General features: G+C 46.3%; 26 protein-coding genes and 1 pseudogene. 8 read left to right on the top strand and 19 right to left on the bottom strand.

What is annotated here, in order from left to right; all coding sequences use genetic code 11:
• Positions 1-165: 165 nt before the first annotated feature.
• Both QUB77_RS04170 and QUB77_RS04175 read left to right on the top strand, forming a co-directional pair.
• Positions 166-843: a DUF2834 domain-containing protein gene (locus QUB77_RS04170; RefSeq protein ID WP_333170126.1), complete on the top strand. Its 678-nt coding sequence runs from the start codon at positions 166-168 to the stop codon at positions 841-843.
• 50 nt (positions 844-893) lie between these two features.
• Entirely contained in the window at positions 894-1,493 is a 600-nt protein-coding gene (locus QUB77_RS04175) for a class I SAM-dependent methyltransferase (RefSeq protein WP_333170124.1), read from the top strand.
• Between the two features lie 190 nt (positions 1,494-1,683).
• Here the strand turns inward: QUB77_RS04175 and QUB77_RS04180 are convergent, their stop codons facing one another.
• From QUB77_RS04180 to QUB77_RS04215, 8 genes and pseudogenes are all read right to left on the bottom strand, one after another.
• Entirely contained in the window at positions 1,684-1,818 is a 135-nt protein-coding gene (locus QUB77_RS04180) for a hypothetical protein (RefSeq protein WP_333170122.1), read from the bottom strand.
• 145 nt (positions 1,819-1,963) lie between these two features.
• Positions 1,964-2,932, bottom strand: a complete 969-nt coding sequence (locus QUB77_RS04185) for a hypothetical protein (protein WP_333170120.1) — start codon at positions 2,930-2,932, stop codon at positions 1,964-1,966.
• On the bottom strand, positions 2,932-3,369 hold the full coding sequence (locus tag QUB77_RS04190; protein ID WP_333170118.1) for an NINE protein: 438 nt from the start codon (positions 3,367-3,369) through the stop codon (positions 2,932-2,934). Before QUB77_RS04190 ends, QUB77_RS04185 begins: the two co-directional genes overlap by 1 nt.
• An 11-nt stretch (positions 3,370-3,380) precedes the next feature.
• Positions 3,381-3,602, bottom strand: a pseudogene (locus QUB77_RS04195) (DUF433 domain-containing protein).
• A gap of 104 nt (positions 3,603-3,706) precedes the next feature.
• On the bottom strand, positions 3,707-3,907 hold the full coding sequence (locus tag QUB77_RS04200; protein ID WP_333170116.1) for a DUF2283 domain-containing protein: 201 nt from the start codon (positions 3,905-3,907) through the stop codon (positions 3,707-3,709).
• Positions 3,897-4,106: a DUF433 domain-containing protein gene (locus QUB77_RS04205; RefSeq protein ID WP_333170114.1), complete on the bottom strand. Its 210-nt coding sequence runs from the start codon at positions 4,104-4,106 to the stop codon at positions 3,897-3,899. The genes QUB77_RS04200 and QUB77_RS04205 overlap by 11 nt, the downstream gene beginning before the upstream one ends.
• A 154-nt stretch (positions 4,107-4,260) precedes the next feature.
• Positions 4,261-5,238 (bottom strand): heme o synthase, encoded by a 978-nt coding sequence (locus tag QUB77_RS04210; protein ID WP_333170259.1) that lies wholly within the window; start codon positions 5,236-5,238, stop codon positions 4,261-4,263.
• Positions 5,239-5,371: 133 nt separating this feature from the next.
• A complete protein-coding gene (locus tag QUB77_RS04215) occupies positions 5,372-6,286 on the bottom strand; it encodes a heme A synthase (protein ID WP_333170112.1) in 915 nt (304 codons plus the stop codon).
• A gap of 488 nt (positions 6,287-6,774) precedes the next feature.
• Here QUB77_RS04215 and QUB77_RS04220 point away from each other — a divergent pair, with 488 nt between their 5' ends.
• A complete protein-coding gene (locus QUB77_RS04220; RefSeq protein WP_333170111.1) occupies positions 6,775-7,029 on the top strand; it encodes a hypothetical protein in 255 nt (84 codons plus the stop codon).
• 232 nt (positions 7,030-7,261) lie between these two features.
• Positions 7,262-8,689: an ABC transporter substrate-binding protein gene (locus QUB77_RS04225; protein ID WP_333170110.1), complete on the top strand. Its 1,428-nt coding sequence runs from the start codon at positions 7,262-7,264 to the stop codon at positions 8,687-8,689.
• A 124-nt stretch (positions 8,690-8,813) separates the two neighbouring features.
• Here the strand turns inward: QUB77_RS04225 and QUB77_RS04230 are convergent, their stop codons facing one another.
• From QUB77_RS04230 to hflX, 8 genes are all read right to left on the bottom strand, one after another.
• Complete coding sequence (locus QUB77_RS04230) at positions 8,814-11,318, bottom strand: glycosyltransferase family 2 protein (protein ID WP_333170108.1); 2,505 nt, start codon at positions 11,316-11,318, stop codon at positions 8,814-8,816.
• Between the two features lie 749 nt (positions 11,319-12,067).
• On the bottom strand, positions 12,068-12,649 hold the full coding sequence (locus QUB77_RS04235; RefSeq protein ID WP_333170106.1) for a hypothetical protein: 582 nt from the start codon (positions 12,647-12,649) through the stop codon (positions 12,068-12,070).
• A 162-nt stretch (positions 12,650-12,811) separates the two neighbouring features.
• Entirely contained in the window at positions 12,812-14,650 is a 1,839-nt protein-coding gene (locus tag QUB77_RS04240) for a CHAT domain-containing protein (protein ID WP_333170105.1), read from the bottom strand.
• A 108-nt stretch (positions 14,651-14,758) separates the two neighbouring features.
• The gene (locus QUB77_RS04245; RefSeq protein ID WP_333170103.1) at positions 14,759-15,898 is read right to left on the bottom strand and encodes a Gfo/Idh/MocA family oxidoreductase; all 1,140 of its coding nucleotides are present in this window, start codon (positions 15,896-15,898) and stop codon (positions 14,759-14,761) included.
• A gap of 176 nt (positions 15,899-16,074) precedes the next feature.
• Positions 16,075-17,061, bottom strand: a complete 987-nt coding sequence (gene gshB / locus QUB77_RS04250) for a glutathione synthase (RefSeq protein ID WP_333170102.1) — start codon at positions 17,059-17,061, stop codon at positions 16,075-16,077.
• A gap of 67 nt (positions 17,062-17,128) precedes the next feature.
• Positions 17,129-17,392 (bottom strand): glutaredoxin 3, encoded by a 264-nt coding sequence (grxC, locus tag QUB77_RS04255; protein ID WP_333134026.1) that lies wholly within the window; start codon positions 17,390-17,392, stop codon positions 17,129-17,131.
• A 481-nt stretch (positions 17,393-17,873) separates the two neighbouring features.
• Positions 17,874-18,206, bottom strand: a complete 333-nt coding sequence (locus QUB77_RS04260) for a PEP-CTERM sorting domain-containing protein (protein ID WP_333295859.1) — start codon at positions 18,204-18,206, stop codon at positions 17,874-17,876.
• A 545-nt stretch (positions 18,207-18,751) separates the two neighbouring features.
• Positions 18,752-20,347, bottom strand: coding sequence for a GTPase HflX (gene hflX / locus QUB77_RS04265; protein ID WP_333170100.1), 1,596 nt, complete (start codon positions 20,345-20,347; stop codon positions 18,752-18,754).
• A 318-nt stretch (positions 20,348-20,665) separates the two neighbouring features.
• Here hflX and QUB77_RS04270 point away from each other — a divergent pair, with 318 nt between their 5' ends.
• From QUB77_RS04270 to QUB77_RS04280, 3 genes are all read left to right on the top strand, one after another.
• Positions 20,666-20,851 (top strand): hypothetical protein, encoded by a 186-nt coding sequence (locus tag QUB77_RS04270; RefSeq protein WP_333170099.1) that lies wholly within the window; start codon positions 20,666-20,668, stop codon positions 20,849-20,851.
• A gap of 75 nt (positions 20,852-20,926) precedes the next feature.
• On the top strand, positions 20,927-21,139 hold the full coding sequence (locus QUB77_RS04275) for a chlorophyll a/b-binding protein (protein ID WP_333041855.1): 213 nt from the start codon (positions 20,927-20,929) through the stop codon (positions 21,137-21,139).
• Between the two features lie 298 nt (positions 21,140-21,437).
• Positions 21,438-21,716, top strand: a complete 279-nt coding sequence (locus tag QUB77_RS04280) for a Photosystem I reaction center subunit PsaK (protein ID WP_333170097.1) — start codon at positions 21,438-21,440, stop codon at positions 21,714-21,716.
• A gap of 176 nt (positions 21,717-21,892) precedes the next feature.
• Here the strand turns inward: QUB77_RS04280 and QUB77_RS04285 are convergent, their stop codons facing one another.
• On the bottom strand, positions 21,893-22,432 hold the full coding sequence (locus QUB77_RS04285; RefSeq protein WP_333170096.1) for a DUF1349 domain-containing protein: 540 nt from the start codon (positions 22,430-22,432) through the stop codon (positions 21,893-21,895).
• A gap of 6 nt (positions 22,433-22,438) precedes the next feature.
• Positions 22,439-23,209 (bottom strand): CPBP family intramembrane glutamic endopeptidase, encoded by a 771-nt coding sequence (locus QUB77_RS04290; protein ID WP_333170095.1) that lies wholly within the window; start codon positions 23,207-23,209, stop codon positions 22,439-22,441.
• Between the two features lie 46 nt (positions 23,210-23,255).
• On the opposite strand from QUB77_RS04290, the gene QUB77_RS31665 reads away from it, so the two are divergent.
• Positions 23,256-23,438: a GNAT family N-acetyltransferase gene (locus QUB77_RS31665; RefSeq protein WP_445251715.1), complete on the top strand. Its 183-nt coding sequence runs from the start codon at positions 23,256-23,258 to the stop codon at positions 23,436-23,438.
• A gap of 138 nt (positions 23,439-23,576) precedes the next feature.
• Here QUB77_RS31665 and QUB77_RS04295 read toward each other — a convergent pair whose 3' ends face one another.
• Positions 23,577-23,888, bottom strand: a complete 312-nt coding sequence (locus QUB77_RS04295) for a DUF433 domain-containing protein (protein ID WP_333295863.1) — start codon at positions 23,886-23,888, stop codon at positions 23,577-23,579.
• Positions 23,889-23,979: the final 91 nt, after the last annotated feature.

Below are 23,979 nucleotides of genomic sequence, written 5' to 3' on the forward strand. Positions count from 1 at the left end.
AAGTAATGATCGCCTGCTGTAGAGCCTTTCATCCCCGAACTAAAACGGGGTTTGCAGTGGCTGTTTCAATCGAACTGCTTATGACCTAAGATAGACGCGCCTAACTCAGGCGTTACTTTACCATAATTTAATTTAGTCGGGTTCAAATACTCGTTATATATAATAATGAAAACAAAAATTTTTCTGGGGTTGCTCTGGGCAACATTTATTGCCTACACCTTACTGCTAGCTCCTCTCGATCAGCCCGGAACGCTAACAGTTATGGAAAAAATGCTCAAGTTGCAGCTAGAAGGAATTAACCCCTACCTTGTCACCATATTCGCTCTCATGGGAGTGTGGCCGATGGTCTACGCTTGCCTCTTATTCATTGATGAGAAAACCCAAAATATATCCGCTTGGCCTGCTTTCATCGCTTCCAACGGCGCGGGCATCATCGGCTTAATTCCCTATTTACTCCTCCGCCAGCCTCAGCCACAATTTTCCGGCCGCAAAGATGTGTTGATCAAAATATCAGACTCCCGCTGGACAGGGATTTTACTTTTACTAACTACTATCTGGCTGTTAGCTTGGGCTTGGTTAAATGGAGATTGGGGAGATTATGTCAGGCAGTGGCAATCAATTCCTTTTGTGCATTTAATAACTTGGGATTGTGGCTTGATGGCTGTAATATTTCCCTCACTTTTGGGAGACGACATGGCACGCCGTGGACTCGCCGACGATCGCATTTTTTGGGCAGTGTCTCTAGTTCCGCTGTTAGGGCCGCTAGTTTATCTTTGTCTGCGCCCCCCTCTGCCAGAATCTGCAACAGAAATCGCCACTTTCCCACTGACAGCCCGAAATTGAAACATTGAAAAATTTGGTAGTGTTCAAGATGTCATGATATAGGTCACTCTATGGAGCCAAATGATACATCGGCCCGCTACGATCGAATTGCCCAATGGTGGCAAACTGAGCATCAAGATTCAACCTACGGGATTGCCCAATTAGAACGGGCGATAAAATTTACTTCTAAGCAGCACGCAGCACTTGATGTCGGGTGTGGAAGCAGCGGGCGTTTTATCAACAGTTTATCCAAGCATGGATTTCAGCCTGAAGGACTTGATATTTCTAGGGAAATGATCGATTTAGCCCAGCGGCTACATCCAGAAATCACGTTTTACCGGGAAGATATTTGTGATTGGCTGCCGCCCAAACTTTACAGCCTGATTGCAGCGTGGGATAGCACGTTTCATCTGCCAATCAACAGCCAAGCGCCTGTCATACAAAAGCTATGCGATGCGCTTGAACCCAATGGAGTGCTCCTGTTCACTTGTGGCGGCGGACATACAAGCAGCGAGGTTTCGGGAGCATTTCAAGGTCAAGACTTTGATTACAGCACTTTGGGTGTAGATACTTTCCTGCAAATTTTGGTTGAGCATCATTGCACCTGTCGCCATCTCGAATATGACCAGTATCCTGAAAATCACGTTTATATAATTGCCCAAAAGACCTAATCTATAATTCGCACCATTAAAGTGTCGGATGTCGCAACTGGTGGCTGTATTAGGACGTTGATGGGCGATCGGCTGTAGGAAGGTATGAATATTCAAGGGGGAACGGGATTGACGAATCCTCAAAAATCGACATTATTGAAAGCGTTAGGGGCGTTGGTGTAACGTGTGTCGAGATTAGGGCGATCGCCATTTATATCGCAGCTTCGATCGGATATTCAATTTCCGCAGCACGCGCGATCGGAGCCGCTTTAATTCGTTCTGGCAAGCCTCCCCAAATAACTTCGGCATCAGCAGGAGAAAGCTGTTCTTGAAGTTTAGCTTGCATGGCACTCACCTTTGGGTTGGAATTGGATAGATATATTCAAGCAACAACCCAACTCAGATTTAGCGGTCTAACGGCAAAATGCAGCGGGGGCAGATAGCCTCGAACATAGCAGAAGCGGTATTCAACCGTCCGCTGCCATGAAGTGTTAACTGGCTTCTGGGTGACCAAGCATAGTCTTACAAGCTCTAACAAGTTCTTGATGTGCATCGTGTGCCTCTGTTCCCATAACATTTAGTTCATCTCGTTTCTTCCAACGAGGATGTTTATCATTAAATTCATCCAAGTTCATAGAACGCAAACCACCATCACTTCCCCAACTCCAAGTGTTTGACCATAGTTCATTTTGGAACGAGGTAAGTTTCTGCATGAAGTCTTTTCGCTTACTTTCAAGAGTAGGGTTTATAAATTCATGGAGCGCATTGTTCCATTTTTGGGTAAAACGGTCAATCTCTGCTAACCATTCCCTCTCGAATGGCTCTGCGACATCCCACTCACGAAGTAAGTAGATCATGTGGCTGTTGTAAGGGAACTGCTCTAAAAGCTTTCTAAATAGTAATCGATCGGAGCGTATCCATGAACTCGTAGCAGGAGTCGAGAATAGAATACCGCTGTCTGCCATTACCTCCAGTGCATAAGCAAGCTTGCCGCTAAGCTCACCAGAAACCTTTTTTCGAGTCTCCTTATCTGCATTAGGAGCGAGAGTATAAGTGATTGGCCAACGACGAGAAGCAAGATTGAATGGCATTTGCTTTGCTGGGCTTCCAAAGGCGTCATTCATTACTAGGATTAGCCGCTCACTCCCAAGCGAGTGCAGTGCAAAACCAAGTTCAATAAGAACATTGGCGTTCGCACAAAGTCTGCCTTTAGTAGACTCTGAAGTAAAAGACACATCAGCTACAAAAGCAGAACTTATTTCGATCTTTGAAAAGATCGTATGCACAATCTCAGGCAGTCCTGGTGTCCCTTTTGTATCGTGATCGACTTCTGGTCGTTCCTCAAGTTCTAATTTTCGTTGAATGACCTTCATTGCCTCCTTCAGAGCATCTCGAATGAAGTAGTGGTTGACGCACTCAGGATGTTCACTTTGCCATGAATAGAAAACAGAGATTACCATTAAAGCTCTATCGTTCCGAAAGGACCCTGCATCTTTTTGATTTTATTCTCAAATTCTTTATCTGTTATTGAAAGATAGCGAACACCCATAATCAAGCCAGCAATTAGAGGAATGTAAGTCCAAGAAAATAGTACACTGACTAACCCCCATCCCCAAGCTCCATGATAGAAAAAATGTACTCCCAAACCACCTAGCAATAAAGCCAAGATACCTGTTGTTGTTCGAGATTTTGTAGTTTGAGTTGAAACTGCGGCACTGGGATCTTCATAAATCGAAATAGCACGATTGCCATCCACATCAAAATCCACTCTAACTCCCTGAGTAGGGGTATTGCTCAAGTTCCAGTCTGAGCCAACAAAGTTATACCTTTTTTCATCGTCGCCTGAAATGAATCCCTGATTTGCCTGAATCGAGAAACTAAGAACTGTGCCTCGCATATAAATACCTCTTACTTGTCGAGTTTTTGGACTGCATACATCAGCGCAGCTTTGAGATAGTTAAGTCCCAAGTCTGGCAATTCTTCGATAATTTGCTCAAAACTCAAACCAGCAGCTAGCAACTCTAGGATATCGATGACTCGAATCCGCATTCCCCGGATGCAGGGACGATCGCCACATTATCTTGGGTTCACTGTGATTCGGTCAAACAGATAAGCAACGGATGCTGGCATTGGTTAAAATTGTTTGAAATCTTTGTCTCTAGCTTACTTCATTTATCGCTCGAAATTCACACCGCGATATAATTCTGCGATGCCACCTCGATCAAGCGCATCAACTAAGTTGCGATCGTTAGTATGAGTTCTTGAGGATTAAACAGTTTACGTTTGGAGGCATTGAGAAATTCGATGCTAACGGGTTCGTCATTTTCGTCATAACTGAGAATCACGGCTCCAGGTTCAGAGATAGCATTAGCTGGAAACGCATCACGTAAGATAAAAATCAGAATGTCTGCTTCTGCATCGTATTTAACTTTCATTGGGATTCTCCGCAGCGAAAGCAAACACAGCTTGTAGAGATTCAGCATTAAACGTTGGGTAGTTTTCTAGAATTTGTTGCTGCGTCCAACCTTCTGAAAATAGCCCTAGAACGAACTCCACTGATATTCGTGTCCCCTTAATTACAGGCTTGCCAAGCAGAATTTTAGGATTTGAGTGAATGTGTGCTTTCCAGTTCATGATCAGTTCGCCTCTCTGGAATTTTCATTAGCTCTTTTTTTAACCGCAGATGCACGCTGATTAACGCAGATGGGAGAATGACTACCACTATTTTACCATAAACAAAACCCGCAAGGTGCGGGCTTTATTTTAATAAGGGCTATTTAACAAAAGACTACATCACAACCGCACTAATCAAAGTTTGCACATTTTGTACAACAGCAGTAGTAAAATTATGAGTCACAGGCAAACTGTCAACCACTATTCCAGCGCACAATAGCATCAGGTACAGAATAGAGTATTTAAAGAGCGATCGCGCAACAATCTTATCCTCTGGAGTCTGCAACAGCAACCAAGCTTTTTGGGCAAAAATAGCACCGAGGAAAATAGCTGTTCCCGCATACACCGCGCCCGCTAAATGCAGGGGATAAACTAGCAGCAAAGTTGCAGGAATCATCAATAGCGTGTACATCCAAATTTGGCGGGCTGTCTCTTCGTCGCCCTCAATTACAGGTAACATCGGCACGCCTACTTCCTTGTATTCGTCGCGAATCATCATTGCTAACGCCCAAAAATGCGGCGGTGTCCACAGGAAGATAATCCCAAACAGCAGCCACGCACCCCAACTCAAATCTCCCGTCACCGCAGCCCACCCAACTAGCGGGGGAATCGCCCCTGCTGCACCGCCGATGACGATGTTTTGCACGCTGTGACGCTTCAGCCAGTGGGTGTAAATTAGGACATAGAAAACGATGCCTGACATTGCTAGCAATGCGGCTAATAAGTTGGCAACAACTGTCAGCAATGTAAAGGATATTGTAGCTAGGGCGATCGCAAATATCAAAGCATCCCGCTTCTTGACACGCCCGGAAGGAATCGGCCGCCACCGGGTGCGCTCCATAATATAATCGATGTCACTGTCGTAGACACAATTAATCGTATTCGCAGACGCAGAAGCTAAAGCGCCTCCGGTAATAGTTGATACCAGCAATAGTGGATCTACTTCTCCTTTGGCGGCCATCCACATTCCTGCTGAGGTGGTGATTAGCAGCAGTAAAATAATTCGGGGTTTTGTTAGTTGATAGTAACTTTTCACGACTTGCGAAAAGTTTTCGTGGAGGCGGGGCCTGTCGTTGGTAAGGATTTCTTGCATTGGTTGTAAGCTGTTAGTAATTATTTGCGAATTCGTCATTAGTCATTAGGTTGGAGTGGCGGGTTTTAGGATAAATATCTGCTGTAGCTACAAGGATTAATAAACCCGCCGCATCTTAGTTTAGTCTTATCTCTCAAGCTGATAAAACTCGATCGCGCCAAGCTAAAACACTAAAAGCTATCAGGGTTCCCAGCAAAGCAGCACCGACTGCTTGGTGGGCGACTGTCAGCGGTTCTACCTGAAGGTGCAGCCGGAAAGTTGCTAATCCTAGAACTAATTGAGCAATGAGGCAAACACTCGCCCAATTAGCCAGTTTTCGCAAGTTTGGACTCAGTGCAGGCTGCCGCCAAGCCATGACTGCTAAGGCTAAAGTCGCTGCCGTAGCTGGTACGATACCCGCGATGTGGCTGTTCATTACCGAACACAATTCTGAGGAGTCCAAACATTGGTGCAGTGCCCATCTCGAGCCTACTAATGCTCCTAGCAAACTTTGCAGGTAAACTAACAATGCTGCGATCGAACTTACCCAAGCTAATTTGCCGACATTTCCTGTAGCTTCGTAGGGAGTCAGCATGAAACCGATGACTAGCAGGGCGCCAAAAAATAGTAAAGCTGTTCCCAAGTGAGCGGTAACGATGTCAAATCTCAGCAGTTGTGTTACTGTCAAGCCGCCCAATACGCCCTGAAAAACGATTAAAAATAGTGCTCCGGCGCTCGCAATCGGCAGCCATTTTGGCAGGCGGCTGCGGTAAAACAAAGATAGTCCTAAAAGTGCGATCGCGCTTAAGCCAATTGCCGCAGCGTCCAATCGGTGAAACCATTCCAGAAATACTTGCAAATTCATTTGCGCTGCGGGTATTAATTGACCGTAGCACAGCGGCCAGTCGGGGCAAGCGAGCCCCGCATTCATGACTCGCGTGGCGCTGCCTACAGCCATTAACAGCCAGGTTGCGATCGCAATTTTCCACACTAGGCCCCGGATAATATCTTGTGGCTGCCACTGCACTCCTGCTGCTGCGTTTGGCTGATTTAAAACTGAGTTTGCCATGAAATTTACCTTAGCCTTTGTTATCGATCGAACTTAATTAAATATCGAGCTTTTGCTTTGACTGAGCTTAGCCTAGCTTAACACTCTTTTTCTCTGACCAACCGTCATTTTTACTACCTTAGCGACACTTTTATCCAATTAGTTTGTCTTTATAATTTTTTCAACTTTCTTCTTTATATTACAAAAGATGTCCTTTATTTTGTCAAACTTAAAAAAAGTTTAATCTTTCCCCGCTCCTGGATAATTAAAAACTCTCCCAGTGTCTAGGTTGGAGAATAAAATAAAGATATAATTAAGAAAAAGAATTTATTAAAAAAATGTGCTATGAATCAATAAAAAATGTTTACAAGAAGCTAAACAACATAAAAAAACCTATAAAGTAGGATTCGCAAAAAACTATATTTAGCTGATTGTTATACCTTAGTAGGAAGTATGACCGCAAATAAAACGGCAGTCAACAAGTTAAGCAAGCTATAAGCCAGCGACTCTTGACTTTAGGCTTCCTAGGCGCGAGCAAGCTGTTCAAGGATGGAAAAAGAAACAAGAAAAATACTGGGTTCGCTGGTGTCCCTACTTGGCGGCATACCGATCACATTCCGCCGATCGCAGACTTAGGAGACGCGGTGCCTGAAACAGCACCAGAAATGGCTCCCACCCCCAGCAGCGCCAAATACGGTACAGGAGCCAAACCCTCAGAGACGGGACAATCTGCAGGTATCACATTCAACATCAGCGGGATCTAAGCTACACAGCTAGATTCTCTAATATCCAGATCAAATAAATTAACAACTGCTAAAATATAGGTAGATGTCAGCCCACAATCATCTATCCCAAGTATGAGAATTAGCATAATTGCTACATAAATTATTAAATGAAAGAGAACTTGTTATTAAATGCTTTACATCCCATACATTGCTCGTTGCCGAATTTCCTAAGTCGTTGAATCTAAAAACTAAAATCTAAAATTCTGCCGCCATGTCCCAAAAAAATGAAACCGCTGTTCTGGTATTATCGCTCCTAATTACGATCGCGCTAGCCGGTGCAGGTATTTGGTGGCTCACAAGCCGAGGCGGGATCAATCTCGGAGGTTTATCACCCCAAAATCCGACTTTTTCCAAGTCTCCGACTGGAAATTCCCCGCAGTCAGAGCAGGCAATTGGGCAGCGTCTGAGTGCTGGCGAAAAACTTTTACTTCCAGAGCAAGCCACAACAACCAAACAAGCAGCAGTACAGGCGATCGCATCTGGCAACTATAACGCAGCTATTTCCGACTTACAAGCTTCGCTGAAAACCAATCGCAACGATCCAGAAGCCTTAATTTACCTCAACAACGCCCGCATCGGCGATCGCAAATCCTATACAATTGCCGCCACAGTTCCCATTGGCGTCGATATCAATGGTGCTCAAGAAATTTTGCGGGGCGTCGCTCAAGCTCAAAATGAAATCAACCAAAGTGGCGGCATTAGCGGTACTCCATTAAAAGTGCTAATTGCTAACGACGACAACAACCCAGAGATTGCCTCGCAAATCGCCAGCGCGATCGCAAATAACTCTGAAGTTGTAGGAGTAATCGGGCATTTTAGTTCTGACGCAACGCTAGCAGCCAGCCAGATTTACCAGCCAAATCAATTAGTAGCAATTTCTCCCATCAGTACCTCTGTGCAACTCTCAGGAATTGGCAGCCATATATTTAGGACAGTGCCGAGCGATCGATTTGCTGCGAATGCTCTTTCCCGCTATATGCTGACAAAATTGCAAAAGCGAAAAGCTGCTGTATTTTTCAATTCTGCTAGCAATTATAGCAAATCTTTAAAAAGTGAATTCACTACTGCTATTTACGGAGATGGCGGCCAAGTAGTATCGGAATTTGACTTTGCTAAGGGTAATTTTAATGCTGCCGATAGCTTTAAAAGCGCGATCGCCCAGGGAGCAGAAGTGATTGTGTTAGCAGCCAATACCGCCACGCTCGACCAAGCTTTGCAAGTAGTGCAAGTAAACGCCAAACGACTGCCATTACTAGCAGGAGACGATGCTTATACTGCTAAAACACTGCAACTCGGTGGCGCAGCAGCAACAGATATGGTGCTAGCTGTTCCTTGGCACATTCTCGCAGATCCGCAGTCCAAGTTTCCCCAAACATCCAAACAACTTTGGAATGCTGAAGTCAGTTGGCGCACAGCTTTAGCTTACGATGCAGCCCAAGCGTTAATTGCCGGTTTAGGGCGCAATCCGACTCGTACAGGCATTCAACAAGCTTTATCGGCGTCAGATTTTTCGGCAAATGGAGCATCCGGCCCGATTCGGTTTTTACCTTCGGGCGATCGTAATCGAGCAGTTCAATTAGTAATTGTTAAACCCGGAAACCGCACGAGTTATGGTTACGAGTTTGTGCCGATTAATTAAAAAACAAGTTCTGGTAATTTGTCTATGTAAAATCTACCATTGTTCCTTGGCGGGGGCAGCTTGATGGGATTGTTTGTTGGCACGATAAAGGTTTGGTGAAACCCAGCCGGGATGGAAACTCGCTCTAAATTTGCGAAACTCCGATCGGTCTAACTGACCTATTCCTCTCAAAAACAGCCCTCGGTTTCAAAACAATTCTCAACAACAGCCACAGCGATCGCCATTCTCCGGGAGTTTCCTGCCGCTGCCACTGGCTTGGCCGACAGTACAGCATTTCGATCAAACAGCGGTGCTGGCTAATGTTCAGGCGATCGAACGCAATTCGCACAGTGGGAAATTCCGCAAAACTGCACTCTTTTCCCTCCCGAAAACTCGACTCTAACTGAGATTTATCGCTCACCAACTCAATCTTAGCTACAGGAATAAAACAGTTCTCTTCCATAATTTCCAGAGTCGCCGAATCGCAATCAATCAAACCTTTGGCCAAACGACTTTCAGTGCCGAACTCAATAACAGACGGCGCTAGCCCTCTCCTTGCTTTGACTGCCGCACTGCGAGGGATCGCTTTTATTTTACCCTGGGATAAACTTGTCTGAAAGGCATATTTTGGCAAAATCTCTGGTGCTGTAAAACTTTCTTTACTGCCTTTACTTTTCACCGCAAAACTTGGCCACTGCGTCAAAGCAACTTCAGCGCCACTTTCCGAAATGACAGTGGTTACACCCCAAAAACTTTGACCGCCAATATTCAATTGTACAACCCTGCGTAAATTGAACCATTCGTAAATGTCCGGCTTAGGAATATCCACCAAAATCAGCAATGCAATCCCCAACATCAGCAGGTTGTAAACGCTCCAAATCCATCCCAAACTCATTCCTTTTGACGAATGTGCACTTTCTGATATTGACTGTACCGTGCCAATATTTTTCATCACTAAATTAATGTTTAAGTTGTGCCACAAACTGAATGCTGTAGCTGCGAACAAGATAATCAAAGGCCATCCCAAATTCCAGTTAAAACGAAAGCGATCGCTCGCCATTCCTTTTGGCGTCACCTGAAACCCTTTCCCAAAGGGATTCAGCATGGAACTCACAACCGTCACCGCTAAAGGAATACACTGGACGAACGAATAAATATCCGAAAGCAAAGCCGATCCCGATCTGCGGTTCAACCAAGAAAATACAGTAAGTTGCACCAAATAGTAAGGCAGGAAAAAGTACAGCAACTCCCGCGCACTTGCCCGCAAAGGAATGATGCCGAAAAACGAATAAGCTAAAGGTATCAACAGATATAAAACCTTGGTTAAACTGGTAAACCAGTGCAGCAATCCTTCCAAATGAGATAGCCTTTGTACGAATGTGAGACCGCGAATTGTTAAAGGATTGGAATCAATAAAAAATGCCTGAAGCGTGCCTCGCGCCCAGCGTAGCCTTTGATTTAGATGAGCCTCTATATTTTCAGCCGCCAAACCAGCACTCAATTTTTCATCTAAATAAACTAAGCGATATCCGGTTGCTGACAGCCGAATTCCGGTAAAATAATCTTCGCAGATTGAATCTGTGACCAAGCCGCCCGCTGCTTCTAAAGCACTCCGCCTCACTACAAAAGATGTACCGCAACAAACCACGCTGTCGGCGCTGTCTTTGATAATTTCAATTTGCCTGTAAAATATTTCTTCTTCCGGCGCCAGCACATTTTCTAAACCTAAATTACGGGAGATGGGGTCGTGGTTGTAAAAGCTTTGCGGTGTTTGAACGAGGGCGATTTCGGGATTTTGAAAAAATCCAACTGTGCGAGTTAAAAAGTTTTTAGTGGGAATAAAATCTGCATCGAAAACTACAATTAGTTCTCCATTAGTTAGGGCTGTGGCGTGGTTAATGTTTCCAGCTTTGGCGTGAATGTTATCGGGTCTGGTTATATACTCGCATCCCAGTTCTTTTGCCAGCAACTTGATTTCATGCCGCTTGGTATCGTCGAGCAAATATACTTTTTTGTTGGCATAATCTAAAGCTTGACAGCCGATTACAGTGCGCCGTAAAATAAAAGCCGGTTCGTTGTAAGTTGGGATAAAAATATCTACTGCCGGGGTGAAGTTTCCAGCTTCAACTGCAACTGCCATGCGATCGGCTTCTCGGCGCCGATCTTTCATTCTCAGCATTAAATACAGTTGAATACTGGTGTTGAAAACGAGTAACATTTCTAGGAAAAACAGCCCCAAACTAAAGATACCGTTGAGGGGATCGGTTAAATTTAGAGTAGCGAGCGATCGCCATAAAACGTAGCGAATTGTTAAAGCCAGAACTATTGCGACTACTACAGCGCGCGACCATTTCTGCGGTTGAGGCGAAATTTTAATTGCAGCTAAAGCAACGGAGACAAGCGCCACAGTCGGCAGTAACAAATACCTCTTGCTCGTAGCAGGCACTTGCAGCCACACAGGCGGGTTTTGCTGCCAAGTGTTGATTGTGGCAAAAATAGCGCTGACAGTACCTTCACCTGAAAACCAGGCCCCGGCGATCGCACCTGCGAAAGCCACTGCCCCCAACACGACTAGCGTTGCCGCCGGCACCCGCGAAATCCGCCAAAAGCGGCGTTTCAAGTCTTGAAAATCAAATCTTGAAGTTGTCATAAAATAATTTTAAAGTCCCGATCGTGCATCCAACAGTAAGGGTTTCCTGCTGTCCACTTTTTAATCCACTTGAAAATTCCGACACACCCCAATTACTCTCTTTACATTTTTTAACATTTTGACCCTTGTATGATACTTCATCTTGCTTGCTGTTGCCAAACTGCTTAGCGAGTCCCAACCTGGCCAAATATAGCAGAAGGAAGAAGGAAGAACGCTTTAGTTACCTAGGAGAGAAGTCAATCGATTTTAGATTTTAGATTTTAGATTTTAGATTGAAGCATTGACCCCACGGATAAATTCGGGGGCAAGTTTCATCGGATACAGGTTTTTTATTTCTCCAGGGATGAATCCGGGGGCTTGTATCCTCGATGCTTTCGGTCAGAAGCAATCTTGGGCAAGGATTTCAGCAATTAAGAACCTCCTAACTTACATCTTGCAGCAATGTCAGCAACAGGCTTTCGGGCCTGTTCCACAATAAAAAATTTTTCTTGGGGGCCGTTTCTGCGACGCCGCCCATAAAAAGCTTATTGAAAATGCTGCCACATCTGGGTCCTAACCGTCGGGCGCGCTTGCTATAGTTCAAAAAAAATTATCTTGTCTACAAATCAAATAGGATTGCTATATCAAACTATAGCAATCCATAGACTTTAACAATTAGACGAATTTGACATCTAACTAAAGGTAGATCAATTTTATATTAGTTAAAAAAATTACCGCTATCCCAGCACAAAAATTTAGCCAGCAAAAAACTAATCAGCAATTTCTAATTGCGAGATTGCATAGCGGGCGACAGCCAAACTAACTCTGGCTTGTTCTATTTCCGACAATTGGGCCCAAGGTCTTTTAGTAGCCATGACTAATTCTCCCCCTTCCGAATCAACATCTCGCATCGCATAAGCCAAAGGACGTGCCAACACCTGTAAATCTTCCTCAGCCCACTGAGGCAAAATATCTAAGACGCACTCTACCATTTGGTCAGCTAAAGATTGATACTTAACAGTTGCGTTTTGCACGCTTTGAGCGATGCTGGTCAGAAAATCTTGAGGAACGCGAGCAAATTTCTCGCGCAAAGACTTTTGCAGAGCAGTCGTCAGCCAAACTTGTTCTAATTGCGAGAATAAAACTTGCGACTTCAGGGCAATATCGCTGTCGCTGAATGAATCAGATAGCCCAAATTCCTGCTCTAGGGCAGTTAAATAAGATTCGGATTCAAGCTGTGCAGGATTCCAGGGATAAGCAACATCAGTCTGAACTATTGTGGCGAGAAGTTCCATCTGGGCTTGAGTTTGTGAGTCGCGAAAATATTCAGAATCAGGAGATTGGGTAGCCATGATGTAATACCTAAGTGGGGAAAGGAAAAGACAGAAGGGGGACTGGGCCAAGAGCTAGTTGCGAGCTATCAGTGGTAAGTAACTCTTTTAAATTCAGACTGGAGACTCAACAGAACTTTGCTGTGCTACTCGCCGCTTGCCTTCATTAGCTACACCCGCACCTTAATTCGTTCCGCAATCAGTCTCACTGTACCCCGAAGTTTTAGGAACCTCAATAGTGAACTCAAAAATCTGACCTTGAGAACTGCCAAATTTTAGCTGAGTCCCGCTGCGTAGCAGCAATTCTTGGTGGTGAACTCTCTGCCATCCCTCAGATCCCAAAACTAGAGTTCCGTAGCGAGAAAAATCGCGCAGGAAGTAGCTAGGTTCTTCCCGGCTATCTCCGATCGTGTTTCGGCAGAAAATCTCGGCGTGTTTTTGAGAAACCCACTGTTCTCGAATCACTACGTCGTTTTCTTCCCAGCGTCCGACTCGAACCATACCTGCGCGAATCGGCCAAACCTGATTGGTCGAGTCGGTGGATTTGGCATTTGGTCGATCGCGCCCCCGCAAATAAGCACAAGACGGCAAGCGTCCCAGCCAAGTAGAAGAATTTAAAGGCAATTCAGTTTTGAGGTCATCCACCGGCTCAGTTAGCTGACCGTCAAACTCAGGGTGCATATACAGCACAGGCAGCGTCCAAGCCGGTTGATTGAACTTGTAAAGCGTTAGTAACTGCTGTCTGGCGACGGCCACTGCCCGATCGATCGACATCCGTCCGGCCAAAGCTTGGGCAAAAGTTTGGATAAAACTCAGGGCCTCGCGATCGGCGATCGAGTCCCGCATCCCCAACACCGCCGGCACGCCGTGATGGATCAGTACCTCAGCCAAACTGCTGCGGGCGATCGCCTGTTGCTGGCCGTTAGCTGAGTGCAACCTCTCCACCGCCGGCTGAGCTCCCCAGCAGGCATTAAACACCGCCAGAGTCACGTGGCACCGAACTAAAACCTGAGCCAGTTCAGTACCGTTAATCGCCGTTTCTGGCCCCAAAAACAGCAAACCGCCGTCGGGGCCCGGTATTCCGTGGCCGGCGTAAAACAGAATGTTGTAAGCTTGCGTTTCCAGCCGAGAAATGAGTTCTGCCGGAGTAGGTTCGATCAGAGTATCGACGCGAGTCGGAACGCTGATGTCAAAATATTTGCCGCTGTCGTCGGTTTGAAAAGCACTTTCCAGAACGCCCGCTAAGGCGAGTGCTTCTTCTCCCAACTGCAAATGACCGTTATTGCTGTTGGAAAATTGAGAATTAGCACCGCCGCCTGGTTCTGCTTGTCCCAACACTAGCAAAATGTTGAGCGACTCCGCAGGCTGCAGGGGTGGCAAAGGTTCAACATTGCTGGTAGTGCGGCTGAACAGCAGTTGCTGCGACAGAGAAATCGCCGGTTGACCGGCTTGAGGCTGCATAATTTCCCAAGGCAAAGCAATTAAATACGGTTCGCGCAAATCTATGCGTACTCGCAGGGGTAGATTTTGCCCGATCGCGATACCTTTACTTTCCTGGAGACTACCCTGAATCGGGCCTTCAAACAGCCACTGCCAAAGATTAATCCCCAAATGCTGCATCAGGCGGCTGCTGTAGCTTGCTGGTGGCCGCGGCGGATGCTGATCCCCCTTCTCGCCCCACCCCCGCTGGCCGAGGTGGAGCGGCACAGAGGGCGTCCCTGGAGAGAGGTTTAGCGACTGAGGACTTCGTTGTTCAGTTTCTGCCAGTATATTCTGGTTGTTTTCCGGCGAGACGAAACTGCCATCAGGATTTAGGGGCAATTCGTGAATTGTCCCGGAGGGCGAAAACATTTCCTGCCAAGCTTTCCAAGATTGGGAGAGGGTATCGGGCCACATACAGTCGTGGTGAACGTACCCGCTGGGATAGGGAGCTTGTAGAACCCAAGTGGCAAAATGGTTTGCCCCAGCGGTTCTCAGGCGAGCGATCGCTATACTGAGGCAAGGACTTTCAGGGCGCGCCATTCACAACTACCGACTCTGGATATAGGGTGGGATCGAGTTTCTCTATTTGTAGTTTATCGGGTTTGGGGTGCGATCGAGTGCGTGAGATTGCTTTGGCAGTTTTTACTTTTACTTAGTGTCCAAAAATTTATCTATACTCGGTAAATCTACCCAAGTTCCCGTAGCATTCGACTCCTGGGTCAAATCCATCAACAACTGCGAGTAAACCCCTTCTCTGAGGGACGGGATCAAAGATTTACCGGCATCTATTGCTTCTACCCACCTATCTACTACTCGAATAAAAGGTGCAATTCTCCCGTCTGGATATACTTGAGGAAACTCCAATCTTTGAGGAATTTTGATTTCAGCTAAAGGTTCTCCACCTTGGGAACCCCACAAGCGAAATCCGTGGACGTAATCTTGCTGGTTGTCGCTTCCTAACACCAACGTACCCTTACTCCCGTATATTTCCACCCAGTGTCCTCGCCCTTGATAAGTAACAGAACTCAAACAAACTTGACAAGGCGTACCTCCGGCTAATTCCAACATCAACGTGCAAGAATCATCCGCATCAACTAATTTTAAATTTCCTGAATCATTCGGATCTGGCCGGCGCGAAATTCCTGTAATCAATTGCCCAGAAAGGCTCTGGGGCGGGCCGAACAGCCAGCTAATATAATCAAAAACGTGAGAACCTGTCGCGCCCAAAACTCCGCCGCCTCGCTCTTTTTGCGCGTACCAATTCCAGGGGCGATTCGCATCAGCGCGGCTCGACACCAGCCAATCAATTTTAATTAAGCGCTTTTCTCCCACATATTCTGCTGTCAATAATTCTGCTAGCATTTGCCATGCGGGGATGAAGCGAAACTCAAAGTCCATTGTGGCAATTGCTCTGGAACCACCATTTCTAAAATCGGTTTGAGATTCGTTGTTTGCCAATCGGTAAAGTTCCCTGGCTTCATTTGCTGTCAGGGCGGTGGGTTTTTCTAATAATAAATGCTTGCCTGCTTCCAAGACGGTTTTTGCCATTTCATAATGCAAAAATGGCGGTGTGGAAATGCTGACGCCCGCTACTTCTGGGATCGCTACTATATCGGCGATCGAGTCGCAAGCGTAGGGGATATTGTGGGTAGAGGCGAGATCCTTTGCTTTGTCTAAATTCCGGTGGTAAACAGCCACAACCTCTGTCCGGTGATGGGCCTGGAACCCGGGAAGGTGTACTTTTTGACCGAAACCTGTACCGACTACTGCAACGCCAATTTTTGACATAATTTAATAATTGGGAATTGGGGATTTGGAACTGGGAATTGGGAATTGGGAATTGGGAATTGGGGATTGGGATTTGGGAACAACTAACAAATAACTAACGACTGTAAATCTGCCTGACGGTCGATAATTAATCCGTGTATCCGTGTCCTAATCTGTGTCGTGCTTGGCTTCTTCCCTCATCCTTCTTCCTTCTTCCTTCTTCCTTCTTCCTTCTCCACCCATTCAATTACTTGTTTCCCCAAACTAACGCCGTCAAACAAGTCAATTTCTCTGATCCCTGTAGGGCTGGTGACATTAACTTCTGTGAGATAACCGCCAATGATATCAATGCCGACAAAGTACAGTCCGTCCCGTTGCAGCACGGGTTCTAACTGAGCACAAATTTGCAGTTCGCGATCGGTAATTTCTGTTTTTGCGACTCGGCCGCCGACAGCCATGTTGCCGCGAAATTCATTGCCCGTGGGAATGCGGTTGATAGCACCGATGGGCCTGCCGTTCAACAATATAATCCGTTTATCTCCCTCTTTTGCTTCCGGCAGATAAGTCTGAACCATCACTGGAATTTGCCCTTGTTGAGTGCTAATTTCGACCAGGGAATTGAGATTGCGATCGTCCGCCTCCAAGAACAAAATCCCCTCGCCAGCTTTGCCGCCCAATGGTTTAAGAACTGCCGCTCCTTTTTTCTCAACAAATTGCCTAATTACCTGTTTGCTTTGAGAAACAATTGTCTCTGGGATCGCTCCCTCAAATTGCAAAGCATACATCTTTTCATTCGCCGCCCGCAATCCTTTGGGACTGTTAACTACCAAAGTTTTAGCCGGATCGATGCCGTCTAGAAGATAAGTAGCGTAGAGGTAAGGAATGTTGACTGGGGGGTCTGTCCGCATAAATACTGCGTCCATTGCTTCCAGAGGCTGCAAAGTAGGATGTTCTACCTCGTACCAAGCCTCAGCAGCCTCCCAGCGTCCATCTACCACTTTTACTGGGGTGAGGGCTACCCGACTGAGCATTGCCCAGGTTTTGCCGCCGATGACGCTTAGTTCGTTGGCTTGAGTTGCCCAGACTTCGTGACCCAACTCTTGAGCGGCTTCCATCAGCGCTACGCTGGTATCGTGTCCTGGAATTAGTCGCGCGAGGGGATCGATGATGAATGCAAATTTCATTGTCAATTAAAATTAAGAATTGGTCGCAGAAAAATTGGGGCTAACGGAAAATTCGACAGGGAATGGCTCATTTTGCTGCTAGCAGGGGGTCTAGCTGGCCTAGAGCATCGAGTCTGTGGATGTCGTCGCAGCCGCCTATGTGTTGGTCGTTAATGAATATCTGGGGCAGGGTGCGGCCTCCGTTGGCTCGATCGCTCATTTGAGCCCGTGCTGCTTCATCTCCGTCGATCGCGTACTCTGTAAAATCAATCCCTTTTCGCTTTAGTAGTGCTTTGGCACGAACGCAAAACGGGCAAGTTCTCCAAGTGTAAATTTCTACTTTAGGGGTCATGGGACGCTCAAACAATAACAATATTTTTTAATTGTAATCTTAACCATAATGCGGAGTGTTTTTAATTCCTAGGCTGAAACCCTGGATTTTTCGTTGGTAGCAAACTTCCCTGGGAGCCTTGAAACCCTTATTCTACGGTTGGCTCTCAAAAACTGTCCGACGAATGATCGATCTTAACCAATCTTATTTTAATTTTTATATTTTAATTTTTATTATAAATAGCAACCTTATCTTTTGCACCGCAAGTTATTCATTGCTGAAACCCTTGCTGGGAAGTGCATTTGCCTTCTTCCTTGTTTTTACCCTGACTTAAGTCGCTATAGCTTTCTTTCTTCAACATCCGGCTCTATTTGCAGCGCACAAGCTAGGTGTCCAGTTATTTTTTATACAATTTTTTATTTTTTATATGTTAGGTAAACAAATACCCACGCTTCAAAAAACTGACACATTTTGAAGGCAAACAGGTTGGTCATCAGCCTGCCTAGCGCTGCGGACCCACCTGATTATTTCGCTTTCTGCACGAACAGATCATTCCTGCACCTGTCAGTAGGACTGCGATCGCAGTACCCGGTTCAGGAATAGAAGTTGAGTTTCTCGAAGGTGTGGTGTATATTTGGGACAAACTCGGCTGGGGCGCCAATTGTGCCTCGGATGCCCTTGGTGTCGATGCCGGGGTCGGGGCACAGGCAGTAGAATAATTTCCCGGACCGCACACATCTACTGCTGCTGCCGGAGGGGCGACAGCTAGGTAGTAAAACGCTGTTGCCATTGTGGCAGAGAGTCCAATTGCTAGTTTTGCCAGTGGCGTACACATAACTATTTAGTTAAACAGTGGTAAAATCGAAAAATAGAAATAGTCCTAGAGATTAGCGCTGTACGACGGGCAAGGATTTTAGAGTTCTTACAATCATTCTTACAATCAATGGATGTATTATCTGGCGAACGTCTGTAACAGAACGTCTGTCAAAGATAGTATAGCGCTTGAGGTGAGTACCCAAACACTATGAATAATAATATTATTCTCTTTCACCTTCTCTTTCACCTTGACGTTGCGTCTTGACATCGCGTACCGTGGTTGGGCCAGGTGGTGGGGCGAGAGTGAAGCAACATCTTTTTGCAACCTCTTTTTGTAACCTCTGAACCCATAGCCGTTACAGCCATTAACAAAGAGTTTTTTTACCTTGACCGCGACCTCCGGAAATTAATAATTTAACCGATCGCCAAATAAAGTTGCTGTATTGTACTTTGCCATGCACAATCTGCCTACTCTTTTATAATCTCATAGTTCGACTAGATCTGTCCTCAGTATATGTACGTATATTCCCCGATGTCAACTACTCAAAAGGAATATTTAAGTATTTACCGAGGGTAGAGGACGTATTGAATGAGCTGAGCAAGTCTGTCGCGGAGAGTTTCCATGCCCAAACCTTTGGCTGCCGAAATAAATACTGCTTGAGGAAATTCTTCTCGGGCGAGGGCGAGAGTCCCTCCATCTACGGCATCGATTTTGTTAAAAACTACAAGGGCTGGGCCGGGAGTTACGGGCATATCGGTCAAAATATTCATCACCGATCGAATTTGGCTCTGCCACGCGGGATGGGAAAGATCGACGAGATGCAGCAAAGCATCGGCGTCAGTGACTTCTTCGAGGGTAGCCCGGAAAGCGTCGATCAAGGCAGGGGGCAGTTCGCGAATAAAGCCCACTGTATCTGTGAGGACGATCGACAGGGGTTCCCTGGTGACAGTGCCGGGAATGGTCAACCGTCGAGTTGTGGGGTCGAGGGTGGCAAATAACTGGTCGGCGGCGTAAACCTCGGAATTGGTGAGCAGGTTAAGCAGAGTCGATTTACCGGCGTTGGTGTAGCCAACGATCGCCACTGAGGGTACATCGTGATGATGGCGGTTCTGCCGCAGCCGGAAGCGGTGCGCCAGCAGTTGATTTACTTCTTGCTGCAATCGAGAAATGCGTTTGGCGATCGTCCGCCGTTCGGTTTCTAGCTTGGTTTCCCCTGGGCCTCTGGTACCGATGCCGCCACCCTGTCTGGACATTGCCTGACCGCGACCTCTGAGCCGGGGCAGGGCGTACTCTAGCTGAGCGAGTTCCACTTGCAATTTACCCTCGCTCGATCGAGCTCTTTGGGCAAAGATGTCGAGAATTACTTCTGTTCGATCGACCACACGAATACCTATCTGAGTTTCCAAGTTCCGTATTTGTGCGGGGGCCAGGTCGCGATCGAATACCACGAGGTTAGCGCTAATCGTCTGAGCGGTGAGGGAAATTTCCTGAACTTTGCCTTCGCCGACGACTGTTTGCGGATGGGGGCGCGATCGTTTTTGGCGCACTGTTTGTAGCACCTGACCCCCAGCGCTTTCAACCAGCCGCGTGATTTCTGCGAGTCCGTCCTCAAACTCCAACTGAGTCATGTGCTGAGTCATTACACCTACCAACAGCACTTTGTCTTGGTCTGCATCGACCTGCTTAGCGACAAACTCTGCTTGAAACTCTGCTTCGAGTCCTTCCACCAAATCCAAAAAGTCTTGGTCAGCGAGTTCGTCCAAATTCAGCGGTTCTGATATTTTCCAGGGAAAGTGTGGAGTTTGAATTAGCGACTTTGGAATTGAAGGCTCTTCTATTTCATCAGTTGCATCTGGTTCTAACTGAGCGCTCAAAACAGAGAACTCAAAATTTGGCTGATCTCCCTGGGGTATCAGGTGAGCGAGATAAGCTTCTTGGATGTAACCAGTCGCACCGCCGCCGCGACGCTGAAATCCTCCGCCGCTCAGTGTCAGCCAAACGAGGGCATCCAAGCGCTGAATTGCCATTGCTGTGAGGGCTGCTTCGCTTGGGGTTTCTGGCTTCAGGTGGGTGGCGATGCAGCGAATGCCGCTGAGGCGACCTCCCCCGTAGCGGGGCAATTCTAGGGGCGCAATCTGCGTTTGCCGGGGTGAACCCACGCCGACGCGAATGACTTGTCCGCGGCGGTTGATGTAGGTGCAGATTGGTTTGTCTATTTCCGTGCTGATGGCGGCGACGCGCTGGGCGAATTCTGCAGTGGTGATGCGATCGCCCGGTAGTCGCTGGTGGTAAAGCTTTTCGAGTTGCTTGAGCTGGCTGGACTTTAAACCTTGAAGATTGCCGTAGATGGTTTCGATAACTGTTTCTCCCGATCGCTCTGTTTATCTCCTATTTTAATTAACTCGCGCGCGATGTGTTCGGCTTTTGAGTTGAAATTTACTAAATTTTCTTGCGTCTAGGATCTCGCGGATTCAATATTGTCGAGTCACCAGCGCCGTTGTTTGTCGCTACGGGGCGATCGAGCCTTTCACAGCAGCCATATCAACTTGCAGTTGTATTTAGTATCTACAGATACAGGCGATCGCTTAAAAAATCTCCCTCAACAAAAGTTAACACTTTATTTTCGGTTTCAAAATCCTCCTTTAGACTTGTGTTTATCTTGAGCCTACAGGCAGATAGCAAAGCAGAAATTAGGCCGCTACCATGAGAAGCGAAACATTGTTAAGGAATGTAAAAACATGGAAACTCGTCCTACTAACTTGCCTCCTACAGCTAATGCTTACAACGGCAAAGATCGGAATGCTTTTTTGTTTGGCTTCAACCCGCAAGCAGAACTTTGGAACGGTCGCTTAGCGATGATCGGTTTCTTAGCTTATTTGCTTTGGGATGCCGCTGGATATAGCGTTCTCCGTGACATACTTCACTTTCTGCCTACCTACATTGCTCAGTAATGAGTAGCGGTATTTCCTGTCTGGCAGCGTGAGTAAATGCCACCACTGCCAGACAGGCTAAAAGTTACAAATGGCAGCGAGTATGGTTTTGTCCCTTTGTATCTTTCGTTACTTTTGAATGGCATTAAGAGACTTCTTGCTGTAATTCGATGATTAGGGGTGGGGGCGCTGTCGCTGGCGCGGTGAAGATTCACAGCAACAGATATTTATGGCGTAAGGGCGATCGCCCCTGCTGTATTTTTGGCAAGAAATCTCATCGAGCATTTCTGATAATTTATGAAAAATAGGAGCATCAACGATGATTAACTCAAATTTACTGGCAGTAGTAGAATCGACTCTGGCTGACACAGCATCAGGAAATTGGCAAAAGCCTCTGGTGATGTTTGTTTGCAATATCTTAGCATTGCTAGTTCTCAGCCGCCGAATTTGGTATCCCCACGTCGGGCCGAAAATGCCTTTACCCTTCCCCTCTTTGTTCAACAATGTAAGCGTACCAGCATTTCTGGCTTGCATGAGCGCAGGTCATTTGCTGGGAGTATTGGCGATTTTGACCCTCCACATCGACAGGTATTTTTAGGATAAATAGCATCGTTTTTGTGCCAATTTAGTGCTACAATTTGTATTAAGTAGGTTCAAAAGCGCCCAAAAAGTGAATGGCCGGGGTAAGTGAAAAGCACTCACCCCTAATTTTATTTTTATGTATGGAGTGGGGCAGAAATCGTTTTTTTTTACCATCCACATTAGATCAGCTTATTATGTATGCTTAAACCCTTCAAATTCGACTGCAAAGCCTTCACCTTGGGGAGCCGCACACATTAACCCAACTTGAACGATTGGTGACTCAGTTAGATATGCCAATCGCATCATTAAATAGTCTGACCCATTCAAAGAGTATTGCACTTCCACCGTTTCAGCTCGGCGCTTTACCCGCAGCCACAGGGAAACTGGTGGCACTTCAAGTGGAATAACAGACCAATCCGAATAGTGTCGTGTCACAACCGCACTCACGTTTTGCACTCCCTCAACAAACTCAATGCCGCACTTGAGCCAGATATTTTCGCTTTCTCGAATCATCAATCCTGCTTGATCGTACAGCGATTGATAGCAACCAGTAATTTTGACTTCGGCTGTAAAGTCGCCTGAAACTTGACGGTAGTAAAAGTTGCCGTTATCGCGAATGAATCCGTAATGAGTTTGCCGCCAAAAGTCAGTCTTTGCGCCGGCGGTAATATGGATAACATCGTTATCCTCATGCCATTGTAAAGGTTCGTTGTACCATTGCATTGTTTGCATATCCTGCTAACTTCCTCCAATTCCATGCAGTACCAAATCTGCCAAAAAATGAGATAACATAGCGTATTCTAAGCCCCAACGCCAGTAAAGAAAACCAAAGGGAATCCCTAAGAGGGCATTGAGCAAAATCGTTCGGAAAATGACGATTGGGGTTAGTCCCCAGAGATTGGCAGCGGCAGGCAAATGACCCACACCAAACAATATTGCAGCCGCCACGATCGCCAGCCAAAAAATCAATGTAGAGGGTTGCGGTTTGTCTCGCTCAAAAATTTTCCAAAGTAGCCACGCCATCAATGTCATACCGAACAGTCGCAGCAAGAGTTCTTCGGTGATGCCTCCGTAGAAAGAAGCTAAGAGGCGTTTCCAGAGGTCAATTTCGAGCGTTGTTGGAGTTACCGTGGGTGGCATCCAAGGTTGGAAAGCTAAACTCAATCCTATCAGGAGGATTCCACCGATGCAGCCTACAATTAGCGCCGTGTTAAGGGCAGATTTAGATATTGGCCCGAAAGGCTGTCGATATACCAAAGCACGAGCTATGGGCGAATCAAGTCCGATCGACTTACCGAGGCGGAGCCCAATCCAACAAAAGAGAATTAGAAAAATTCCGGTTTGCAGGGCGGAGGCGATCGCCAAAACAGGTAATGGTGCAGGCAATTGACTTAGTGCCGGCTTCAGAGACAGCGCATAAGGGAACACCGCCAAGCTTCCCAAACTACCCAGAAACGCCCAGAACAATGCCAATCGGAAGTAATGATTTTTTGCGGTGTTAGTAGACATAATTTTTGAGAAAAAAAACGAATCAATTACACTAAATCAGTCTTGAATATTTGAAACATTAAAGCTCAATCGCATTTATGCAACTTGTCTCAGGCGGAATATAGCCTCGGCTAAGGTGCTACAAAAGCTGGGAATGACGCAGGAAGGTAGCCAAAAACAGCGTATTTTTCACCGAGGGCAGTTTGAAGAGATCGAACTTTACGGTTTACTCAAGAAGCACAGATGTTGAGTTTTGTTATAAAACTTTACTTCATTGCCGATATTGCTCCTACACCCGCTAAATTTACCCGGTAAAAATCAGTTTCTCTTTCCCAGTTTGAGGATAGTGCTTATCTAGAAGATTTTTCTGTTGGCGATGTATTATTTATTATCTTAGCATTTCATATTTACCAAAGTTGCTGTGCCAAGCTTCAAGACGCTTAACTTCTGCTGCTTGATGGAGCAAATAAGTTTCAAGTTCTTGGGTGTTGGCATGATAGTAGGTGAGTGCGACGTAAACTTCGGCGAGGGTGAGATGTCCGATGCGATCGCAAATCTCTTCAGCAGTCAATCCTCGCTTGTACCAGGTTACGATCCGGCGAACCGTAACGCCTTTACCGAGGATGTGTGGACATCCACCATGCAGTCCGGGAGTGCGTGTAATGAGCGTACCAATGTCAATAGATATTGCTGCGGTGATAAACTATCGAAGTTTGAATGGACTGATCTCTATTACAGCATAGCGATCGAGGAATTATCTCGCGGTGTGAGTTTGGGGCGATAAATGAGCT

The sequence above is a fragment of the Microcoleus sp. AT9b-C3 genome, from assembly GCF_036705485.1.
In the GTDB taxonomy this organism is placed as follows: domain Bacteria; phylum Cyanobacteriota; class Cyanobacteriia; order Cyanobacteriales; family Microcoleaceae; genus Microcoleus.